19 protein-coding genes are annotated in these 20,393 nt (G+C 52.4%); 10 read left to right on the forward strand and 9 right to left on the reverse strand.

Annotation, left to right across the window (positions count from 1 at the left end):
- Positions 1-14 precede the first annotated feature (14 nt).
- Positions 15-344, forward strand: coding sequence for a c-type cytochrome (locus tag ACPAOP_RS07265; protein WP_423709799.1), 330 nt, complete (start codon positions 15-17; stop codon positions 342-344).
- 656 nt (positions 345-1,000) lie between these two features.
- Here ACPAOP_RS07265 and ACPAOP_RS07270 read toward each other — a convergent pair.
- The gene (locus tag ACPAOP_RS07270; RefSeq protein WP_200179576.1) at positions 1,001-1,213 is read right to left on the reverse strand and encodes a cold-shock protein; all 213 of its coding nucleotides are present in this window, start codon (positions 1,211-1,213) and stop codon (positions 1,001-1,003) included.
- 519 nt (positions 1,214-1,732) lie between these two features.
- Between ACPAOP_RS07270 and ACPAOP_RS07275 the strand changes: the two genes are divergently transcribed.
- Entirely contained in the window at positions 1,733-4,126 is a 2,394-nt protein-coding gene (locus ACPAOP_RS07275; protein ID WP_423709800.1) for a TonB-dependent receptor plug domain-containing protein, read from the forward strand.
- Positions 4,127-4,314: 188 nt separating this feature from the next.
- On the opposite strand, the gene ACPAOP_RS07280 is transcribed toward ACPAOP_RS07275, so the two are convergent.
- Both ACPAOP_RS07280 and ACPAOP_RS07285 read right to left on the reverse strand, forming a co-directional pair.
- The gene (locus ACPAOP_RS07280; protein WP_423709801.1) at positions 4,315-5,061 is read right to left on the reverse strand and encodes an alpha/beta fold hydrolase; all 747 of its coding nucleotides are present in this window, start codon (positions 5,059-5,061) and stop codon (positions 4,315-4,317) included.
- 19 nt (positions 5,062-5,080) lie between these two features.
- On the reverse strand, positions 5,081-5,899 hold the full coding sequence (locus ACPAOP_RS07285) for a DUF1045 domain-containing protein (protein WP_423709802.1): 819 nt from the start codon (positions 5,897-5,899) through the stop codon (positions 5,081-5,083).
- 205 nt (positions 5,900-6,104) lie between these two features.
- Between ACPAOP_RS07285 and ACPAOP_RS07290 the strand changes: the two genes are divergently transcribed.
- From ACPAOP_RS07290 to ACPAOP_RS07305, 4 genes are all read left to right on the forward strand, one after another.
- Positions 6,105-6,521 carry a VOC family protein gene (locus tag ACPAOP_RS07290; protein ID WP_423709803.1) on the forward strand — a complete coding sequence of 139 codons (417 nt, stop codon included), beginning with the start codon at positions 6,105-6,107 and terminating at the stop codon, positions 6,519-6,521.
- A 1-nt stretch (position 6,522) separates the two neighbouring features.
- A complete protein-coding gene (locus tag ACPAOP_RS07295) occupies positions 6,523-6,921 on the forward strand; it encodes a VOC family protein (RefSeq protein WP_423709804.1) in 399 nt (132 codons plus the stop codon).
- Between the two features lie 92 nt (positions 6,922-7,013).
- Positions 7,014-8,168: an alpha-D-ribose 1-methylphosphonate 5-triphosphate diphosphatase gene (locus ACPAOP_RS07300; protein WP_423709805.1), complete on the forward strand. Its 1,155-nt coding sequence runs from the start codon at positions 7,014-7,016 to the stop codon at positions 8,166-8,168.
- Positions 8,169-8,605: 437 nt separating this feature from the next.
- Entirely contained in the window at positions 8,606-9,799 is a 1,194-nt protein-coding gene (locus ACPAOP_RS07305) for an ABC transporter substrate-binding protein (RefSeq protein ID WP_423679015.1), read from the forward strand.
- Positions 9,800-9,840: 41 nt separating this feature from the next.
- Here the strand turns inward: ACPAOP_RS07305 and ACPAOP_RS07310 are convergent, their stop codons facing one another.
- From ACPAOP_RS07310 to queC, 3 genes are all read right to left on the reverse strand, one after another.
- The gene (locus ACPAOP_RS07310) at positions 9,841-11,268 is read right to left on the reverse strand and encodes a protein kinase domain-containing protein (RefSeq protein ID WP_423709806.1); all 1,428 of its coding nucleotides are present in this window, start codon (positions 11,266-11,268) and stop codon (positions 9,841-9,843) included.
- Position 11,269: 1 nt separating this feature from the next.
- Entirely contained in the window at positions 11,270-12,013 is a 744-nt protein-coding gene (locus ACPAOP_RS07315; RefSeq protein WP_423709807.1) for a metallophosphoesterase family protein, read from the reverse strand.
- A 95-nt stretch (positions 12,014-12,108) separates the two neighbouring features.
- The gene (gene queC / locus ACPAOP_RS07320; RefSeq protein ID WP_423709808.1) at positions 12,109-12,828 is read right to left on the reverse strand and encodes a 7-cyano-7-deazaguanine synthase QueC; all 720 of its coding nucleotides are present in this window, start codon (positions 12,826-12,828) and stop codon (positions 12,109-12,111) included.
- 103 nt (positions 12,829-12,931) lie between these two features.
- Here queC and ACPAOP_RS07325 point away from each other — a divergent pair, with 103 nt between their 5' ends.
- The gene (locus ACPAOP_RS07325) at positions 12,932-14,230 is read left to right on the forward strand and encodes a lipopolysaccharide biosynthesis protein (RefSeq protein ID WP_423709809.1); all 1,299 of its coding nucleotides are present in this window, start codon (positions 12,932-12,934) and stop codon (positions 14,228-14,230) included.
- Between the two features lie 118 nt (positions 14,231-14,348).
- Here ACPAOP_RS07325 and ACPAOP_RS07330 read toward each other — a convergent pair whose 3' ends face one another.
- Both ACPAOP_RS07330 and ACPAOP_RS07335 read right to left on the reverse strand, forming a co-directional pair.
- Complete coding sequence (locus tag ACPAOP_RS07330) at positions 14,349-15,104, reverse strand: DUF3108 domain-containing protein (protein WP_423679022.1); 756 nt, start codon at positions 15,102-15,104, stop codon at positions 14,349-14,351.
- A 1-nt stretch (position 15,105) separates the two neighbouring features.
- Positions 15,106-16,275 carry a DUF3108 domain-containing protein gene (locus ACPAOP_RS07335; RefSeq protein ID WP_423709810.1) on the reverse strand — a complete coding sequence of 390 codons (1,170 nt, stop codon included), beginning with the start codon at positions 16,273-16,275 and terminating at the stop codon, positions 15,106-15,108.
- A gap of 112 nt (positions 16,276-16,387) precedes the next feature.
- Here ACPAOP_RS07335 and ACPAOP_RS07340 point away from each other — a divergent pair, with 112 nt between their 5' ends.
- The 3 genes from ACPAOP_RS07340 to ACPAOP_RS07350 all read left to right on the forward strand — a co-directional run bounded on the left by ACPAOP_RS07340 (position 16,388) and on the right by ACPAOP_RS07350 (position 19,316).
- A complete protein-coding gene (locus ACPAOP_RS07340) occupies positions 16,388-17,659 on the forward strand; it encodes a branched-chain amino acid ABC transporter substrate-binding protein (protein ID WP_423679024.1) in 1,272 nt (423 codons plus the stop codon).
- 72 nt (positions 17,660-17,731) lie between these two features.
- Complete coding sequence (locus tag ACPAOP_RS07345; RefSeq protein ID WP_423679026.1) at positions 17,732-18,583, forward strand: PhaM family polyhydroxyalkanoate granule multifunctional regulatory protein; 852 nt, start codon at positions 17,732-17,734, stop codon at positions 18,581-18,583.
- Between the two features lie 43 nt (positions 18,584-18,626).
- Positions 18,627-19,316 carry a VIT1/CCC1 transporter family protein gene (locus tag ACPAOP_RS07350; RefSeq protein WP_423679027.1) on the forward strand — a complete coding sequence of 230 codons (690 nt, stop codon included), beginning with the start codon at positions 18,627-18,629 and terminating at the stop codon, positions 19,314-19,316.
- 128 nt (positions 19,317-19,444) lie between these two features.
- On the opposite strand, the gene ACPAOP_RS07355 is transcribed toward ACPAOP_RS07350, so the two are convergent.
- Positions 19,445-20,338 (reverse strand): hypothetical protein, encoded by an 894-nt coding sequence (locus ACPAOP_RS07355; RefSeq protein ID WP_423679029.1) that lies wholly within the window; start codon positions 20,336-20,338, stop codon positions 19,445-19,447.
- Positions 20,339-20,393: the final 55 nt, after the last annotated feature.

A 20,393-nucleotide genomic window follows, 5' to 3' on the forward strand; every position in this document is an offset into this window, starting at 1 on the left:
CTGAGGAGCCCGTCATGTCCGCTTTTCGCCTGTGTATTTCTTACGGTCTTGTCGCGCTGAGTTTGCTTGGCACCGGTATTGCGGGCGCCGAAGATGTGATGGCCGAAGGCAAGAAAATTTTCAATCAGAAAGCCGAGCCGAAATGTGCGATGTGTCATAGCCTGAAACATGCGGATTCGTACGCAGAAGGCGGCCCTGATCTGGATGAGCTGAAGCCGGATGCGGCGCGGGTGGAAAAAGCGGTACGTAACGGCATAGGTGAAATGCCGGAGATTACCGGATTGACTGATGCAGAAATCAAACTGGTGGCGCGCTATCTGGCGGAAGTCGCTGGTAAGAAATAAGCTGGCAAAAAATAATTCAGTGCAATCTGCACAGACCTACAGAAGCACAAACCTTATATCTGCGTTCGTTTTGATCGGCCAAAACAAAAGCGGCAGACAACAAAAAGCCCACCATACGGTGGGCGATCCATTCATTGCAGTGACCCGTCAGCAACCCATGCTATCTGCGTGGTGCCACTGACTGTAACAATGCCCGTGCTATCTGCGCGGTGCTTGTCGTGGTGAGTCACTTTTTTTCTGTGTTGTCAGTCAATACTGGCAACCTCAGAGGGCAAAACGAATGCGTACCTTCGCAAGATCGACCAACGCATTTTTTCATGATGCACACGCATCAGTAAAAAAGAGATGGACGATTGCATAGCAAAAAGCAGATGCTTTCCAGTGAAACTCACTGATCAACTACGCCATTTTCCGATAACCCATACTATCTGTATGGTGCCACCAGCCGGTGAGAATTGATTGCCGCCAGAGTGCACTGCGTGAGAGCAGCGTACTGGTATGCGAAGGCTTGCTGTAACGGTCAGACTTTGTTCATCAGCAACCCATGCTATCTGCATGGTGTCACTGGCCGGTATTGCAGAACAAATTTTTCATCACAGCAAAAACGGTTGGCGCTGTTCTGGCAAGCATCGCCTGCCGGAATATGCCGGGAGACTTTAAGCCAGAATCTGGATATTGCCTGCTTTGTCGCCTTTAGGGCCTGTCGTGCGTTCAAAAGAAACGCGCTGATTTTCGCTCAGACTTTTGAAGCCGCTTGATTGAATGTCCTGAAAGTGGGCGAACAAATCTGCACCACCTGCATCAGGAGCGATGAAGCCGAAGCCCTTAGCGTCGTTGAACCATTTTACGATACCTGTTTGATTACTCATTTTTATTCCTTTACGTGAAACATAGGCGAAATTGCCTTCGAGGCACTTGAAACCAAGAAATAAAACCGGAGGAGAAAAAACAGAACAGCCAGAGGATACAGCTATGCGGAATTGGGACCAACAATATAAGGACTTGATGCAAGTACGAGACGGAATATACACGGTAAAACAACAATCACCTAATTTTATTTTCGCTACCTGTCAGTGCTGAGTGCGAAAAACTGACGCGTCGCACGACCAAAAAACCAGCGGTTTTCATAGACAAAAAAAGGCTCAGAGACGGGTGTATAAGTGCTTGTTTTTATTGCGAAAATAAGTCGAAAATATTTTTTATCATCTGGGTTTTATATGATTCTTTCGTGGCTTTTTTCATATTCCATATATCTTTTTCATCTTTTCTAAGTAAAAAAAGGTCGTTGGGCAGCCAGCCCTCAGCACGTAGCATGAATCTCCATCGCGGCAATTTTTTTCAGGCTGCATGACAGGTTTTTGTTTTTTCAAATATCAAAGAGGTTATTCATGCGTGCGCAACACACTGTTTCTATCCCTGTTCCCCGTCGTTCCATCAGTTTGCTGATCGGCGCATTGTTTTGCGGTCTGGCAGCTCCGGCTGTACATGCCCAACAAACGCAACTTGCTGAGGCCGATACCGTCATCGTCACCGGCACGCGCAGCATCAAGCGCACGGTTTCTGATTCTGAAGCACCGATCGATATTCTGAGCAGTAAAGATCTGCAGGCCAGCGGCACTGGTGAACTCGGAACGGCATTAAGCCGCTTGCTGCCTTCCTTGAATTTTCCGCGCCCTGCTGTCGCTGACGGCACTTCTGCGAGTCGTCCGGCACAATTACGCGGCTTGTCGCCGGATCAGACGCTGGTGTTAGTCAACGGCAAGCGCTGGCACACGACAGCGATTGTCAATGTCAATGGCACCGCCGGGCGCGGCTCTTCACCCGCAGATCTGAATACCATTCCGATTTCTGCAATTGAAAAAATCGAAGTGCTGCGCGATGGCGCCGCAGCGCAATACGGTTCAGATGCGATTGCCGGTGTGATCAATATCATCCTCAAAAAAGGTGCGGAGGGTGGCGAGCTGCAGGCCAGCGGCGGACAATACAGCAAAGGCGATGGCACGCAAGGTGCGCTGAGTGCCAACTTTGGTACCCAACTGGGTGACAAAGGCTGGGTACGTTTTACCGCGGAACAAAAATATCAGGGCGAAACCAACCGCGCGGGTGCTGATCTGCGTAATCCGGCCGAGCCTTTGTATGGCAAGGTCACGCAGAAACAAGGCGACCCGAAAGTACAGCAAACTAATCTGGGGCTGAATGCGTCTTTGCCGCTGAATAATGATCTTGAACTGTATGCGTTTGCAAACGTCAGCCAGCGTGATTCCGATGCGGCCGCGACCTGGCGCACGGCTTACACCAGCGGCACGACCTTGCGCACACCGCTGTATCCGCAAGGATTTTTACCGAATGAAGCGGCAAAAAATACCGATGTATCCACTGTCGTCGGAATCAAAGGTCGGGTCGATGGCTGGCGCTGGGATGCGAGTGCGAATTACGGCTCAAATGAATTCAGCCTCGATGTGAATAACAGCGTCAACCTCAGTTTAGGTGCTGCCAGCCCGACCAGTTTTTACGCTGGTAAATTGAAAAATTCGCAGACACTGGCGAACTTCGATGCGGCCAAAGAATTTGAATTTGCCGGTCTGGCAAATCCGCTGACACTGGCGGTTGGTGCCGAATACCGGCGCGATCAGTATGAGATCAGCGCCGGTGAGCCGAATTCATATTTCGGCAGCGGTGCGCAAGGTTTCTCCGGCTTCCAGCCATCGAATGCAGGCAGTTATAACCGCCACAGCACATCGGTGTATGCGAACGTTGAAGCCGAACTGACTAAGCAACTCAGCGCCTCAGTCGCTGTGCGGCATGAAAATTACAGCGATTTTGGCAGCGTCACTTCCGGCAAATTATCGGGCCGTTTTGCTGTGACACCGGAATTTGCGTTACGCGGTGCGGCGTCTAATGGCTTCCGCGCACCATCGTTAGCACAACAGAATTACACGATCTCAACTACCAATCTGATCACCATTAACGGTACGTCGCAACTGGTTGATACCGGCACTTTCGGCGTTGCCACGGCAGCCGCAAAAGCCTTAGGTGCGAAACCGCTGGAAGCTGAAAAATCGCGCAACTACAGTCTGGGCGCGGTATTGCAGCCGAATAAAAATGTCTCGCTGAGCGTCGATGCGTATCAGATCGATATTGATAACCGCATTTTGTATTCCGGTAATCTGGTGTTGCCCGCCGCCTTGCAAAGCGTGCTGGCGAAGCAGGGCGTGCTGGTCGGTGCGGCGCGTTATTTCACGAATGTGCTGGATTCACAAACACGTGGTGTCGATATCGTCGGCACTTATCAGCTGAGCCTGACTGGCAGCGATAAACTCGGGCTGACGCTGGGTTACAACCACAACAAAACCACCGTCAGCCATGTGGCAGCAAATCCGGCGGTGCTGGCACAAAATAACCTGTTGCTGATCGACCGGCAATCGTTGTTGCGCGCGACGGATTCGGCACCAAAAGACAAGCTGATTTTCAGCGCTGATTATGCAGTCAATCAATGGACGGCGCGCGCGCAGGCAACCCGTTACGGCAGCTTCGTTTCGCCGCAAAATAATGCAACGCTGGATCAGACTTATGGTGCGAATGTGGTGGTCGATATTTCTGCCAGCTATCGCATCGGTAAGTGGACGCTGACCGGTGGCATCGACAACCTGGGCGACAAATATCCGGATCAGGTGACGTCGAACGGCAACCTGAATACCGGCGGCACTTTGCCTTACAGCACCTTCTCGCCGTACGGTTTCAATGGTCGCTATTTCTATGCGAAAGCCGCTTACGCCTGGTAATTTTCAGGTCAGCAGCCAGAACGAAAAAAGCCGGAAAAATTTCCGGCTTTTTCTGCATTTTTATACATTTAGGGGGAGTATATGGCGATTTGGCATTATTCTCAGCGTCAATGCTGGGCTTAAAAATATACTCCCCCCAGTATTTTAAGACAAAAAAGCCGTTTTTGAGCCTGTTTTCAGCACATTTTCTAGCTGGTCCGTGACAAAAAATCGCGCAGATATTCCAGCAAAATTTCCGGCTGTTCGAGTGGCGACATGTGGCCGCAATCGTCGATGATGCGGAAAGTCGGATCAGGCAGCGCGGCGACGATATCTTCGGCTTCCTGCAAGCGCCGCATCTGGTCTTCGCGGCTGGCGACGACCAGCACCGGACAAGCAATCTGCGCGCAATCGGCATGTCCATCTTGCCGGATGATGCTTAACTGCTGCATAAAAATATCTGCGCCCAGTGTCAGTGACATTGTTTGCAGATGTTGCAGTAACAAGGCTTTGTCGCTACGCGCCGGGTGCAGTGCGCGCTTCAATGCGGTGATGGTCTGACCTTTATACGGAAAGACCTTGAGCATCTTGATTTGCTGCTGATTACGGGCGATTTCTTCGGCGCTGGTGGCGCGCGCCGAGGTGTTCAGTAACACCAGCTGACTGACGCGTTGCGGCGCTCTCGCAGCAATACGACGGGCGACATAACCGCCAAGAGAAAAGCCGATCAGCACACATTTTTCGGGCAGATCCGCAATGATACGATCCGCCATCGCGTCGATGTCGGTGCCCTGATTCAGATCAGCAAACGACACCGTGCCGAGTTGCTGCAAGCCGCCCAGCACTTCCTGCCACAGACTGGCATCGCACATGAAGCCGGGAATCAGCACGATATGGCGTGGCGTTGTGGCGGTGTTTTCTGAGTTGTGCGTGATGGTTATTTCTGAGCTTGTCATGACTGCGATTTCATTTCATTCAATGCGCCTGCGGCAATCCGTTTTCCGTTCCGAAGGCATAACGCTGTACCAGTTGAAATGGTGCGCCCGGTGCGCTTTCTGTGAACAGCGCAAGGCCGTTTAGCTGCAAAGGTGCGTCGATCTTAAAGAAGCTTTGCGCTACCTGCCAGATCGCCTCTGCCTGATCCGGATGAGCTGACTGATGCAAGGCATCGGTCAGCGTCATATGAAAACGGAACTCTTCTTCGGTGTACGGATAACCCCAGCGCTGCAAGAGTTGCATTTGCCGCTCGCTCAGTGGATGCCGCTGGCGGCGGGCGATGTCGGCTGCACTCAGCGGTGCGCGGAAGCGGTCGAAGGTACTGACGCAATCCATTGCTAACCGATTGATCGCGCTGACGTCGCCATGCGGACGCAGCGCCAGAAAATTTCCCATCCATTCGACTCGCGGTGCCGGAATCATCAGGCAGTGCTGTTGTCTGCAAAAATCACGCAGGGCAGCATCGAGTTGCGCGGCTGTGCAGCCTTCAGCCAGCCTGAACGGTGCTTTCAGCGTCGCATGAAAGCCATAACGGCGGGCGTCGCTGGTCAGGGCTTGAAATTCTGCGACAGTCACGCTGTCGAACGCAGGTTGCGGCAGTGCTTGTGCCAACGCTGGATCACGCCCGAGCCAGCGGCAGCCAGCCTGCCACCACGGGCTGTCTGGTTCCGGCGCAAAATACAGCGCATAACGTGTCTGGGGATTATTGTTGGTTTCGCTCATCAGTTTTTTCTTTTGTTCCCGGTCATGTTCATCTTGTCCGCTATCCCGCATGGCGCAGCGTTGCGGTGGCGCCATCATCGTTAATGTAGCAGCGGTGCTTCAATACAAGAAATGAAAGCAGAGATGTTTTGTTGTCGTTGTGACATAGTATGCAGATAATATGCTGAATTATTTCAGGACTCGCGAAAAACTGCCTCAGCGGGGTACCGCTTTGTCCGGGCAATTTTTGCGTACGTTCTCTAGTTTTTTCTTTCGTATCACAACCGTCAAGAAAGAAATTATGATCGATCACCTCAGTACCTATGCGACAGATTATCCGGCAACGAAATCATTTTACGAAGCCGCTTTTGCACCATTGGGATATACCCTGCAAATGGAATTTGTCGCTGAGTGGAATGCCGATTTTCCCAGCCAGCGCATGTGCGCGTTTGGTGTGAATGGAAAGCCGACATTCTGGATCATCGAAACCAAAGAAAAATCGACGCCGCGGCATGTTGCCTTCAGCGCTGCCTCGCGCGATGCTGTCGATCAGTTTTATGCAGAGGCGCTGACGCACGGCGGCAAAGATAACGGACAACCCGGCCTGCGTCCTCATTATCATGCCGATTACTACGGTGCTTTCACGATAGACCCTGATGGGAATAATGTCGAAGCCGTGTGCCACAGCACCGCTGTGACGCAGGCAGTCAAGGAATAAAATGATTTCACGAAAAGCAGTGCTGCGGGTGGCGCGACCCACCGATCATCTGAGCGTGATCACCAAAATGTATATCGACGGCCTGGGATTTGTTTTGCTGAGCCAGTTTGCCGATCACGACGGTATTGACGGTGCAATTATCGGTCATCCGCAGCACAACTATCATCTGGAATTTACTCAGCATGCCGACTCGTATGCATGTAAGGCACCGAGCCAGGATCATTTGCTGGTCTTTTATCTGCCTGATGAGGCAGAATGGCAGCATGCCTGCGAGCGCATGCTACAAGCGGGCTTTTTGCCGGTGCGATCGGCGAATCCTTTCTGGGATGTGGCCGGAAAGACGTTTGAAGATGCTGATGGCTACAGGGTGGTGTTACAACACCGCGCATGGACTTTGTGACGATCTGATCGCCGCAGCAAAATCGCAGATATAACCGGGTTTTTTCCCGGATTTTTCAGATGGTTCACCGTTTTTCAAGGATGCAGTACTTCATGAATTTTGCTTCGCATACAGCGTTTTCTATCCGCAATGCGCGTGTTGTCACCGCGGATCGGGTGCTGACAGGCGGTATCGCCGTCAGCCACGGTCGTATTGATGACGTTAATTCAGGCGCGGCAATGCTGACCGGGGCTGACTGGCAGGGTGATTATCTGTTACCCGGTCTGGTGGAATTACATACCGATAATTTAGAAAAGCATCTGATGCCGCGCCCGAAAGTGAGCTGGCCGGTGCTGCCTGCTATCATCGCGCATGACGCACAGATTGCCTGTTCCGGTATCACGACAGTGCTGGACGCGATTGCCATCGGCGATATCGACCCCGACAGCGTGCGTACCCAAATGATGCAGGCCTGCGTACAAGGACTGGCCGGTGCCAGGCAGGCGGGCGTACTGCGCACCGATCATTTTCTGCATCTGCGACTGGAGCTGGCAGAGGCGCGTTTGCTGGAATTATTTACGCCGTTTTTAAATGACGAACACTTGCGGCTGGTGTCACTGATGGATCACACGCCGGGGCAAAGACAGTGGACTGACCTTGAACATTACCGCGTCTACGTCACCGGTAAACGCGGCTGGACGCACCAGAAAGTCGATCAGATGCTGGAAGTGCTGAGCGATCGTCAGCAGCAGTACGCAGAACAAAACCGGGCGCAGATCGTCAGGCTATGCCGCGCTCAGGCGCACGGTATTCCACTGGCGACCCATGATGACACGACCCACACTCACGTGCTTGAAGGCGTGCGTGACGGCGTGACGATTTCTGAATTCCCGACCACGCTGGAAGCAGCGCAGTTTGCGCATCAGCATGGCTTATCCATCGTCATGGGCGCACCGAACCGGGTGCGTGGTGGCTCACATTCCGGCAACGTCTCGGCGAGTGAATTAGCGCGCCACGATTTGCTCGATATTTTGTCGTCAGACTATGTTCCGGCCAGTTTGCTGCACGCCGCTTTTTTACTGCAGGACGATGGTTACTCTTTGCCGAAAGCCGTGTCCACCGTCAGCCTGCAACCCGCACAGCAGATAGGTCTGCAGGATCGCGGTCAGATCGCCCCCGGACTACGCGCTGATTTTATCCGCGTCCGCATCATTGAAGGCATCCCCGTTGTGATGGGGGTCTGGAAGCAAGGTTATCAGATTGCCTGAGCGTGTCTGACTGCGTTTCTGTCATTTAATTTACCCCCGCTCTTTTTCCTGTCGCTCGCCTGTACCATGAGGTGCAGGCGTAATTTGCTTCGGTGAAACGCATTGTCCAGTCGGAATCGTGTGGTCATCAGCATGTCAAAAAAATGTGTGAAATTACAACAGCTGAGCATTTATTTTTGATGGAAGAAAAACCTGATGGTCAGGCTATTTTGGAGCCATGCGAGAAATTTTCTACAGTGCAGGTAGTGATGCGTATTGTGTTGCGGAAATTTTAAGTCATCGATTTATGTTGAAAATCAAGAAAGCATTTTGTTTTTTAATTTATATTTCCAATTGACAACTAAATGGTGCGCAGTTACGTTCTCAGCACGAGAAAATCTGCCCTGTTGTTTGCGGTATCAGGATACCGGGGTGTTTATATAATATTGGAGATAAAAATGCGCTTACGTTCGCTACTGACTGGTCTTTTATTGTGCCTGAGCGGCGCAGTACACGCGGAAGAACCGCCGATCCGCATCGGCGTTATTGGCCCTTTCACCGGTAAATCATCGACGGATATGGGGGAAAGTATTCGTGGCGGAGCGCGTGTTTTTCAGGCTGATCTGAATCAGATTGGTGGTGTGCTCGGACGCAAAATTGAAATCATCGAACGCGATGATCAGGCGAAGCCAGAGTTGGGTGTGGCGATGGCAAAAGAGCTGATAGAAAAAGAAAAAGTCGTAGCGGTGGTTGGTTATGCTAATACCGGCGTGGCATTACAAGCAGCGAAGGTATTTCAGGACGCAAAAATTCCTCTGATTGTCAGTGTGGCGACTGGTGCTGGTCTGACTAAGTTCATGCCGCCTGCAGTTCCGCACAGTTATGTGTTCCGCTTATCGGCCAGTGACAGTATTCAGCCGGTTGCGATGCTGCACGATGTGGTTGATAAACGTAAGCTGACGCAGATCGCGATTCTGCATGACGACACGCCTTATGGTCAGTTCGGTAAAGATAATCTGGTTGCTGAGCTGCAAAAACGTAAGCTGGCACCAGTCAGCGTGCAGAGTGTGAAAATCGGTGAGCAGGATATGACCAGCCAGATGGCACAGGCGAAGCAGGCTGGTGCACAGGTCATTATCTTGTATTGCCTGTCTTCGGAAGCAGCAGCGGCCGCGAACAGTATGAGCAAGGCGAAAGTGAATCTGCCCTTGGTCGGCAGCTGGATTTTGTCGCAAAAGAGTTTTGCTGATACTGCCGGTGGCAATGCGGAAGGTGCGCGTATGCCAGTGACATTTATCGAAAGTGATTCCACACGCAGCAGCAGCTTTTCTTTATCTTATCTGCGTCTGAATAATGCCAAACACATCCCATCAGCTGTGGCTGCGGCGCAGACCTACGATGCCTTGCGTTTGCTGAGCCTGGCGATTATGCAGGCAAACTCGACTGAATCGGAAAAGATCAAAGACGCACTCGAAGACATGAAATATGAAGCAACCTCGACGGTCGTCACGCGCTATAAAAAGCCTTATACAAAAACAGATCACGAAGCGATTACACAATCCATGATCGTGATGGGTGAAATCCGCAAGGGCAAAGTTTCTTATGCGTATAAAGAGGATGCAAACAGCGGCCTGATGGTACGTACTAAATAAGTTCAGGGAGTTCCCGGTTCTTTTGTATAGGCAGCGGGCAGCTATTTTTCTGCGGTTTTGACGACCGTCACAGTGCAGGCTGCCTCTGCTACCACCTGCGCGGAAACGCTGCCCAGATAACGGCGCAGCGCAGAGGTACCGCGCGAGCCGATGATGATGTGATCGACATCGTTGTTGTGCGCATATTCGATGATCGCCCCAGCGGGATCCGGTGCTTCAATCACGTGAAATGTGATTTTATCGGGGCTGATATTCAAGGGTCTGGCCCAGTGCTTGAGATCAACCAGTTGCTTAACATGGATGTTTTCGCCTTGTTTGATCAGGCTGTCATCCATGCCGATACGACTGGTTTTGCGTATGGTCAGACAGGCGAGTCTTGCTCCCGGTTCAGTCTGCAGCATGCGTCGCGTGATATTGCGCAGGTTTTCTGCCAGCGCTTCTGAACCTCGCGTCAGATCCAGCGCAGCAACGATAATCGGTGCCTTGGCTAACTGTTCCGAAATACTGTGTTGTAAAACCGGTTCTATGCCAGAGGCTTTCAGACGCCGTTTAATCACAGACAGATAACCGTCTTGCTGCTTTTTTTCTGCACGCCCGGTCAGCGTCAGTTGATCCGGGTATTGCAGCAAAAACGCTAACTGTGCCGCAGTGTCAAAGCGCGCTGCCGGTTCTACTTCCAGACAACGCAGGATAATTTCCTGCAGCCATGCTGGTATATCCGGGCGGTGGCTGCGTGGCGGAACCGGGTCGCGGTACAGACGCTTCTTTAACCCTGAAACCGAGGTCGGATGACCGAAAGGTCGCTCGCCCGTCGCCAGATGGTAGAGTAAAACACCGAGCGAAAATAAGTCACTGCGCGGCTCATTGCGCACACCCAGCACCTGTTCCGGCGAGATATACGGACCAGTGCCCATAGGCAAACGGAATTCTTCGTCCAGCAGATCCGGCAGACGATCATGACGTGATAATCCGAAATCGATCAGCACTGCCACACCCTCGCGGAACATGATATTGCTGGGTTTCAGGTCAAGATGAATCACATTCTGCCGGTGCAGATCCTGCAGGGCATTCGCTACTTTAATCCCGATATTGACAACTTCGCTGATCGGTAACGGTGCTTGGGCGAAACGACTGCGTAAGGACTCTCCTGCAATTTGCTCCATCACGATATACGGTTGCGCATCAAAATCACCGGAGCCAAAAAAACGCGGCACGTGTATGCCTTTCAGTTTCGGCATGATCATCTGCTCGACTTCAAACGCAACGATAGCGGTAGGGTCGTCAGAGGAAAGCAGCAGCGGTACTTTCATGATCAGTGGCGGCACACCATTTTCCAGCCCCGGTTTGCCGACATGACGCTGGCGCAAATCGGTGACGCGCCAGAGCGCCGCCATACCACCGGTATGTAATTTTTCTTCTAAGCGGTAACCATCAAATTCCATGCCGGCTTGCAGGCTGTGCGGGCTCATCTTAATTTCCTGTCAGCAGACGGGATGCCAGCGCGGCAGGCAGACCGGCACGCAGAATTTTGGCGGCAGCAGTTTCGTGATCGTAGGGAACGCGGTAATAGGTCAGTTCCAGTGTCTCTGTGTCGAACGTGGCATAGCACGCAGCAGGATTACCATCGCGCGGCTGGCCGACGGAGCCGGGAATCACCAGCCAGCGCCGTTGTTTGCTGAGCGGTATGCCATTTTCCGGCGTCGGCAGAAATTCTCCGGTTTTTCCTGTCATCGTCATGTGATACAGCGTCGGTACATGCATGTGCCCGCAAAAGGTGATCGCTGCTTTGGATGCATGCATGCTGCGCATGGCTTCCATAACGCCGTCGATATATTCCCATTTTTCCGGCGCCCAGGCATTGGCATGGACTAACAGCAGATCCTGTAATTCAATCCGGTAGGGCAGCTTTGCAATAAAAGCGATTTGTGCCGGATTCAGCTGTGCACGTGTCCATTCTATGGCTTCGCGAGCAGTCGGATTCATACCTTGTTTATCTTCCTGCAGTATGGCGATGTCGTGATTGCCCATCAGTACGTAAGCGCCTTTGCTCACATAGTCCATCACGGTCTGTACGACCCAGGCAGGATCGGCACCGTAACCTATCAGGTCACCCAGGAAAGCATAGCGCGTTACGTTTTGTTGTTCTGCATGTGCCAGACATGCGGCAAATGCTTCGCGGTTCGCATGCAGGTCGGTCATCAGTGCGAGCAGCATAGGTCTCTTCCATTTATATAATTGGTTTTATCTGTCTTGCGGATATGATTTTAAATTAGCTGGCTAACGGCCAGCTTACAAGCTGATTTTTAAGATTATTTTTGCAATGAGGCCTGATATTGCCGGTAGCCGCGGGCACGTAATTCACAGGCCGGGCAGGTGCCGCAACCATGGCCCCAGTCGTGCAGTGCACCACGATCACCCAGATAGCATGTATGGGTATCGGCGCGGATCAGATCAATCAGGCTTGTACCGCCGAGCTGTCCCGCAAGTTCCCAGGTTTGCGCTTTATCTATCCACATCAGCGGTGTTTCCAGTTTGAGACGGGTTGCCATGCCCAGATTCAGCGCAACCTGCAGCGCTTTCATGGTGTCATCGCGACAATCCGGATAACCGGAAAAATCGGTTTCGCACATGCCACCGACCAGTACATTCAGGTCGCGGCGATAGGCGAGCGTGGCCGCAACCATCATGAACATCAGATTGCGCCCAGGTACGAAGGTATTCGGCAAGCCGTTTGCCTGCATTTCTATGGCAATATTTTCCGTCATTGCCGTATGGGATAATTGCGAAATTAGTGACAGATCTATCATGTGATCTTCGCCCAGGCGCGCTTCCCATTCTGGCGAGAAACTGCGGATTTTCTCCAACAAGGTCGGACGTACCGTCAATTCGATCGCATGGCGCTGGCCATAATCGAAACCGATGGTCTCCACGTGGGCATAACGCGACAATGCCCATGCGAGACAAGTGGTAGAGTCCTGTCCTCCGCTGAACAACACCAGCGCACGGTCGTTATTACTAAATTTATTCATTTTGCAAACTAAAAAATTGGATGGATGAAGCAGGGAGAAACCCTTTGTACTTCATTCTGTCATGATGGTAAGGTTCGTGTGAGATGAATGTTATCGCAAGCCCATGAGTTTTCCTAAAAAATTTCTATCCTCCTCGTTTTTGTCCGTCATCGATCAGGGCATGCTGAGTGCCCTGAACTTCTGCATCGGTGCTTTGCTGATCCGCCTGGTTGATAAAGACGATTATGGTTTGTATGGCCAGTTATATGCGGGCGGGTTGCTGGCGGGTCTGATCGTCGATTCCTGGATAGCCGGGCCGTTGACAACGGTCGCCAGCGCGGTGCATGAAAATACCCGCAAGCTATTGTTGCGCCGTTACTGGCGGCGGCAGATATTCTGGACCGTGGCGATGGGTTTAGCCGCGTTTCTGATCGTCGAATTTGTCCCGGCTGCCACGCATCACAGTAATAAAAACTGGCTAATGGCGGCAGCGTTCGGCCTCTACGTGATTGGCAATGGCCTGCGTGAATATGGTCGTACTGTCGGCTTTATACAATCCGATATTCACAGCGTCTTGCGGCAGGATCTGGTGTATGTCGCGGCGGTGTTGGCGGGGATGCTCAGTTTGTATTTATTTGAAGTGATCAATGTTGCCCATGTCTTTATCGTGCTGGCCGCATCCTCATTTCTGTGTGCGCTATTTGGTCGCCATCGCATCATGGATCGTACGGCAACGCAGGTCAGTCAGGTTGATGCGGAAGACGCTGATATTCTGCACGAGCATCAGGAAACCATACGCGGCCATGGTCGCTGGGCGGTACTGGGAGTCATCGTTGGCTGGCTGTCGAATTACAGTTACGTCTATCTTTCCGGCGCCTGGCTGGGTCTGGCTGCGATTGCCGACTTGAATGCATCGCGTTTGTTGCTGATGCCGATTCCGTTGGCGGTGGCAGCCTGGTCCAGAGTCGCACGACCGGAAGCAAGCCGTCTGATGGCTGAACATAACTGGAGCGGCTTGCGCAAGCTGACCATTGTTTCTGTCTTGGGCATCGAACTCGTTGTGTTTGCGTATGTGGGCGCGATGTTGCTGACTTTGCCGTGGCTGGAAGCGTATGTGATCGGTAGCAAATACAGTGGCCTCGGCCCTCTGATTATGCTGTGGGGTGGCTATTTCGCAATCAATTCCGTACGTACGATAGGAACGTCATGGCTGATGAGCGGCGGCGCTTTTCGTTCTATGTTCTTTCTGGGGACGGTCACTTTGCTACTGGTGGTGCTGATTACCTATCAGGCGATTCCGTATTGGGGCGCTGCCGGTGCGATCTTTGCGCTGATCGCTGTGGAGTTGTTTGAAACGGTGATGGTCTGGAAATTTATTCTGCCTGCTTTACAGAAACGCCCTCAACCGCAATCACCTGCATAAACAGTGATGTTACGACTGCTGCATCGGTGTGGACGGCATTCTGAAACATTTTTCTGACCGGCTGGAGACCCAATAAATACGCGGGGTTCCAGCGGTCACCCCGTCCATACTCATCGCCTTATTTCTTCACGCTTTCTATGATCTGATCAACATAGTCGCCATCGGCATCACTGAATTTCAGGCGTACAGGATACCAGTCCAGCGCCGGTGCGAGCCAGATATCAAGTGTCTGATCTTTAGAATCCGGTGGCGGTGCTTTACTGATATGAATAGTGGCGAATTCACCCAGCGGCGTGCTGGTTTTTTCTGTTGCCAACACTTTGAAACTCCAGGACTCGGCGTCGCGACGTCCGGCGACAAACATTTTCCATTCGCTGCCCGGTTTGAACTTATCACCAGCGGCACGCGCATACGCAATCAGTTGCCAGGTGGCGCTCGTTCTGTCCTGTTCGCCGCCCTTCAATGTGTAGGTTTCATCTGAGGCGGTAAATCGCAGGATTTTGTTATCGTGCTCGAAGCTGGTAATCGTTTCTGGCTTGCGAAAACGTTTCTCGACAAATTTTTCCGGTGCCAGACCGTAATCACTGATATGACCCTGACTGCTGGCATCGAGGATTTTACCGACCAGCATCGCGCGTGTTTCTGTCACGATGCTGTATTTTTTTTCACTGACTTCCCATTTAACAGTCGCCGCCCCACCCAAGGGAATGCCGCTTTGCTTTGCCTTGATGGTGTATGAAAGTTCTCCTGCCGGTGGCAGATTAAAGGCCATCTTATTGAAATGTTCCGTCGTACCCGCGTTTGCCAGCGTGTTGCCCAGCGCTGCACAGGTAAGTACAGCGGCGATCAGGCGAAGATAAAAAGGGTGGGCCATATCATTTTCCAGAAGTGGATTGAAGTTCGATTTTACTGACCGTCTGTGTCGTGACGGCGCCGTTCGTTTCAGTATTGCGGATTTGTATTGGGTACCACTGATACGCGGGTGCGAACCAGAGTTCCAGCGTAGAGTTATACAGTCCTGTGCGCGGCGGGCGCTTGACGTGCCAGGTCATGACTTTGCCGAGAGGCGTCTCAATTTCTTCCTGGCCGATAACGACAAAGATGAACTGGTTCGCATCGCGATCTTCGGCGACCTGCACCGAAATTTGTCTGCCCGGCTGAAACTGTTCCGGCGAGGCGATTCCTAATCCCGCCAGTTGCATGAAGATTGTCGCCCGGTCTTGCGCACCTTTGCTCAGCTCGGTGTTTTTATTCGATGACGAAAAACTGAGTTGATTGGCATCGTAATCAAAATGCGTGGCCGTTTCGCTGCGCCCGCGCCGTGTTTCGCTCATGCGCTTAGGTTGTATGCCATTGCCTGAGATACTGCCTTCGCTTTGCAGTTTGTACAAATTCAGACTGGTGAACAGCAAATCCAGCGATGCCTGCACCTGCATCTGATATTGGCCGTCCTGCGCTTGCCAGCTGATTTCACCGAGGCCATATACCGGGTTCATGTTCGGCGAAATACGTACGACTTTCATATGCATTTTGCCGGATGGCGGTGCGGTGATTTTCAGCCCGGCTAATTCGGTCACCGGATTATCCGCATTATTGGTGCTGGCTGCCGACGCTGCGGCTGTTGCTGGTACTGGTTCTGGCGCAGATATCTCTTGTGCCGGAGATGCAAGCTCCTGATTTGGCGCGGGTTCGGTGACCGCTGCTGTCGGCGGAGTTTCCGCATCGCTTGCTGCCGTGGGCGGCGTGTCGTTCAGTGTTTGATCCGACTTGACTGCTGTGGTCGCCGGTGTTGCTGTCTTTCTGCGTGCCTGTGGTTTTGGCTTTACTTTTTGGGGAGCTTGAACAGCGTGCGCGATGGTAGCCGGGGCTTCTTTTAACTGAACTTCTATGCTGGTGGTTACCGGTGTCGCCGCTGGCTTTTCGGTAACAAGGCTTCCCGACAGTAAATGCCATAAAAATAGGTGAAAAGCGATCGCCATGCCTGTAAAGATCAGGGCGCGAGAGCGGAAGCGGGCAGGTAAAGTGGAAAGGGTAATGCGATTCATGGCGACAGTGTAAACGCTTGCAGGTTTGGCTGCGATGACATTGCAGGAATTTTATACGGCGTAGAATGCAGGACTTTGCCTCAGTTTTACTTTTGATTATTTATTTCTGGTTATGACATTTTTTCTCCGCATCATAATTGCAGCATTCCTGAGCCTGCCGTTTTCCACATCCTTTGCCGTAACGTCTAAAGAACCTTTGCCACCGATACGCATTGCGATGATCGATGGGATGAGCGCAGCGTTCACGAATGCCGGCGAAGCGGTGCAGCGTAATCTGCAAATCGCGATCGACAACATCAATGCGCGCGGTGGTGTCCGCTTGCCGGATGGCCAGCATGCGCTGAGCCTGAGCGTGTTTGATAACAAGCAGGGGGTGGAAGAATCCCTGACCTTGTTACGGCAGGTGACTGATCAGAAAATTCCTTTCGTGGTGCAGGGCAACAGTTCTGCGGTTGCTGCGGCGCTGATCGATGCGATCAATAAACATAATCAGCGCATGCCTGATCACCGTGTATTGTTTCTGAATTATTCTGCCGTTGACCCCGTGTTGACGAATGAAAAGTGCAGTTTCTGGCACTTTCGTTTTGATGCGCATGCGGATATGCGTATGAACGTGCTGACCGAGGTCATTAAAGACGATAGCCGCGCTAAAAAAGTGTATCTGATCGGGCAGGATTATAGTTTTGGGCGCCAGGTTGGGAAATCGGCACGCGCGATGCTGGCGCGCAAACGGCCGGATATCAGCATCGTCGGCGAAGATCTGCATCCGATTGGTAAGGTCAAGGATTTCGCGCCGTATGCTGCAAAAATCAAAGCCAGCGGTGCGGATACCGTCATCACAGGTAACTGGGGCAATGATCTGACTTTGCTGGTGAAGGCAGTTAAAGAAGCCGGGATGAATGTCAAGTTTTACACTTTCTATGCAAACGGCCTTGGTGCGCCTGCTGCGATTGGCGATGCCGGTATCGGTCGCGTGCGTGCGGTCGCTGAATGGCATCCGAACGTCGGCGGCAAAGCGAGCGACGATTTTTATCAGGCATTCCGTAAGCGCTATCCTTTGGCAAAGGATGATTATGTCCATCTGCGTATGCAACTGATGATGGAAATGCTGGCCAGTGCGATAGAAAAGGCGAAATCTACCGAAGCGACGGCAGTAGCGCGGGCGCTGGAAAATGCGAGTTTCAGCAATGGTTTTCACCAGGCACTGATGCGTGCGGAAGATCATCAGTTATTGCAGCCTTTGTACGTATCCGTCATGCAGAAAAAAGGCGAGGCCGGAACGCGTTTTGACAATGAAGGCAGTGGTTACGGTTTTAAAACCGAGCGATTCTTTGAATCCGGATTGACTGCACTCCCCAGCTCATGCAAGATGGAGAGACGTTAGCAGAACGCTATTCAGTCTTCACATGCAGTGTCATCATGGCGTGCAGACAGCGCCTACATAAGGAGTACACCGATGAGCAATCCTTTTTCTGGTTCTGATATTCCCGGCATGAATTCTATGGGTGATCCGCTTGGGTTCATCAAAAAACTCTGGGGCAGTATGAATGTTCCGGGCATGGTCGCGCCACCGATGTCGGTCGATGAACTGGATAAAAAAATTCAGGATCTGAAAACCGTAGAATCGTGGCTGAATGTGAATATGAATATGCTGCGTGGCACGATACAGGCGCTCGAAGTCCAGCGCGCCACGATTGCGACATTGCAATCGCTGGGTGAAAATTTTGCGCAGCACATGCAGCAGGCAAGTGCACAAGCCAGCGCACAAACCAGTTCGGAACCCGCAGATATCCCGAAACCTGCATCATCGAATGCTTCTGATCATACCAGCTGGCCTATGCCACCGGCAGCAGAACCGGTGTCGCAAGCATCTCCCGAACCTGTCCCTGAGCCCGAACCTGAGAGCGTCTCGCCGCAGGTAACGGAGACCTCAGAGAAACTGGCGAGCGCCGCTTCAGATAAAGATGCCGGCACGCCGTTTGCGAACCCGGCGGCCTGGTGGAATTTACTGCAGAATCAATTCAAACAAGCGGTCAGTCAGGCAATGGAAGGGGACGGCCTGGCAAAAGAAACACTGGGCTCAGTGACGGCGACAAAGGCCAAAGTGAATGGCCGCGCTGGCAAGTCTGCGGCAGCAGCAAAACCAGCGGTGAAAGCAGGCACGGCAGCTACCGGATCAAAAAATAAGACAGGTACAGGCAGTAAAACGGCAGGCAGAGGCGTGCCAAAAACCGCTGCAAAAACCGCTGCAAAAACTGCTACGAAGCCAGCCACAGCAAGCGCTGCAAAAACGCCAGCCAAAAAATAAAGGTCCTGCAATCCGACGCGAAAATCCAACCTGAAGTGACATCATGCGACATATAGAACGACACAAAACGCACCGCATAGGCTGGCTGCGCGCCGCCGTACTCGGAGCAAATGACGGTATTGTCTCCACAGCCAGTCTGGTACTCGGTGTGGCAGCGTCCGGCGCGGGTTCCAAAGATATTCTGATTGCGGGTGTTGCTGCGCTGGTAGCAGGCGCAATGTCGATGGCAGCGGGGGAATATGTTTCAGTCAGCTCGCAATCGGATACCGAAACCGCGGATCTGGAACGTGAGCGCAAGGAACTGGCGGCCGATCCTGCGCATGAACATGAAGAATTGCGCGATATTTATATTGCGCGTGGCCTTGATCCCGAACTGGCGGCGGCGGTGGCGACACAGCTGATGGCACACGACGCACTCGGTGCGCACGGACGCGACGAGCTTGGTATTTCCGAAGCGCTGGCAGCAAAACCCGTGCAGGCCGCATTGTCATCGGCTGCCACTTTTGCTGTGGGCGCAGTGTTACCTTTGCTGGTAGTTTTTTTGTTTCCCGCTCATGGACTGATGTGGTCAGTGGCAATCAGTTCGCTGCTGTTTCTGGCTTTGCTGGGATCGGTCGCCGCTTATGCCGGTGGTGCGGCGGTGACAGTGGCCGCCGCCCGCGTAAGCTTCTGGGGAGCGCTGGCGATGGCACTGACCGCCGGTGTCGGCGCCTTGTTTGGCGTTGCTGCCTGAGACAGCCGACCAGCAGGTTTGCCTCATTACGAACTATATAACGCACACCGGCGGTTTATATCGTAACGGGTAATTCAATAAGGGGAGATGGAATTCATTTCCGTCTCCCGCTTCCTTCATGGCCGTATTCAGCTTCGTGCGCTGCGCAGAGCGCTCTGCACGTCTGTATCACTCCAGTTGACAGTGCGTGATTCACTGGTCGCACTGCAACTGATTTTTACCTGATTGTTGGCCAGCATCTGCACACCGACATTCACACAGCTGGTCGTAGTGCCGCCGACGGCAACATTATAGGAGCCGCTTGCAGGACGGTTCGTCATGCCGCTGGTATCGCTGCTGAAGATCAGATTCTGTGTCGTGACCACGCGACTGGCCGCAGCATTGCTTTTGCTGTAGAAAAAGCCAGCATTGCTGTTGAGACTACTGCCATTATTAACTGCGGTACTGCCAACCGATGTCACAGCGTAGCTACTGGCCGCGCCCATGACGAATGTGGCACTGCCGTTGCCGATCTGGCTGGTATCTCCGCTTCCAGTATCGTTGTCGGTACCGTTGAAGCTGGTGTTACTCATTACATACTGCGTCACAGCAGGGTTATCGCCCGCATTGACGTTCAGGTTGCCGGCACTCTGGAAATTCAGGCTTTTCACTGAGCCAGTGAATACTGGTGTGCCACTGAAATTACCGAGATAGGCATTATCTGCTGGGAAGCGCCGCACACAGTTGCTGAGACTGGTTGTGCTGCCGTTAAAGCTGACGCTGCCGCCTTTCGGGCAGTTACCGTTGTTGCCGGCCATAATCAGCAGATCGTGCAGATTCAGCACAGCCTGCATACTGATCCAGCTTTCTGCAAAAACTTTCATTGCTTCCGTCATTCCGGATGATGTACTACCCGTCCCGCTAGTACCTCCGGTGCCACCGGTACCACTGTTATTGCCGGAATTGCTGCCGGAGCCTGAACTGCCGCCACCACATGCACTGAGTGCGCTGATCAGACTCATTACCAGAAGAGCTTTTTTCATGCCGTATCCTTATAAATGAAAAGAAAAACAGGTCGCTGCACCATCGTATTGACAG

The sequence above is a fragment of the Undibacterium sp. WLX3042 genome (assembly GCF_049544825.1).
Taxonomy (GTDB): domain Bacteria; phylum Pseudomonadota; class Gammaproteobacteria; order Burkholderiales; family Burkholderiaceae_D; genus Undibacterium.

Coding starts and splice junctions, on each gene's coding strand:
- ACPAOP_RS07265 (WP_423709799.1), top strand. CDS start 15: ATGTCCGCTTTTCGCCTGTGTATTTCTTACGGTCTTGTCGCGCTGAGT.
- ACPAOP_RS07270 (WP_200179576.1), bottom strand. CDS start 1,213: ATGAGTAATCAAACAGGTATCGTAAAATGGTTCAACGACGCTAAGGGC.
- ACPAOP_RS07275 (WP_423709800.1), top strand. CDS start 1,733: ATGCGTGCGCAACACACTGTTTCTATCCCTGTTCCCCGTCGTTCCATC.
- ACPAOP_RS07280 (WP_423709801.1), bottom strand. CDS start 5,061: ATGACAAGCTCAGAAATAACCATCACGCACAACTCAGAAAACACCGCC.
- ACPAOP_RS07285 (WP_423709802.1), bottom strand. CDS start 5,899: ATGGCGCCACCGCAACGCTGCGCCATGCGGGATAGCGGACAAGATGAA.
- ACPAOP_RS07290 (WP_423709803.1), top strand. CDS start 6,105: ATGATCGATCACCTCAGTACCTATGCGACAGATTATCCGGCAACGAAA.
- ACPAOP_RS07295 (WP_423709804.1), top strand. CDS start 6,523: ATGATTTCACGAAAAGCAGTGCTGCGGGTGGCGCGACCCACCGATCAT.
- ACPAOP_RS07300 (WP_423709805.1), top strand. CDS start 7,014: ATGAATTTTGCTTCGCATACAGCGTTTTCTATCCGCAATGCGCGTGTT.
- ACPAOP_RS07305 (WP_423679015.1), top strand. CDS start 8,606: ATGCGCTTACGTTCGCTACTGACTGGTCTTTTATTGTGCCTGAGCGGC.
- ACPAOP_RS07310 (WP_423709806.1), bottom strand. CDS start 11,268: ATGAGCCCGCACAGCCTGCAAGCCGGCATGGAATTTGATGGTTACCGC.
- ACPAOP_RS07315 (WP_423709807.1), bottom strand. CDS start 12,013: ATGCTGCTCGCACTGATGACCGACCTGCATGCGAACCGCGAAGCATTT.
- queC (WP_423709808.1), bottom strand. CDS start 12,828: ATGAATAAATTTAGTAATAACGACCGTGCGCTGGTGTTGTTCAGCGGA.
- ACPAOP_RS07325 (WP_423709809.1), top strand. CDS start 12,932: ATGAGTTTTCCTAAAAAATTTCTATCCTCCTCGTTTTTGTCCGTCATC.
- ACPAOP_RS07330 (WP_423679022.1), bottom strand. CDS start 15,104: ATGGCCCACCCTTTTTATCTTCGCCTGATCGCCGCTGTACTTACCTGT.
- ACPAOP_RS07335 (WP_423709810.1), bottom strand. CDS start 16,275: ATGAATCGCATTACCCTTTCCACTTTACCTGCCCGCTTCCGCTCTCGC.
- ACPAOP_RS07340 (WP_423679024.1), top strand. CDS start 16,388: ATGACATTTTTTCTCCGCATCATAATTGCAGCATTCCTGAGCCTGCCG.
- ACPAOP_RS07345 (WP_423679026.1), top strand. CDS start 17,732: ATGAGCAATCCTTTTTCTGGTTCTGATATTCCCGGCATGAATTCTATG.
- ACPAOP_RS07350 (WP_423679027.1), top strand. CDS start 18,627: ATGCGACATATAGAACGACACAAAACGCACCGCATAGGCTGGCTGCGC.
- ACPAOP_RS07355 (WP_423679029.1), bottom strand. CDS start 20,338: ATGAAAAAAGCTCTTCTGGTAATGAGTCTGATCAGCGCACTCAGTGCA.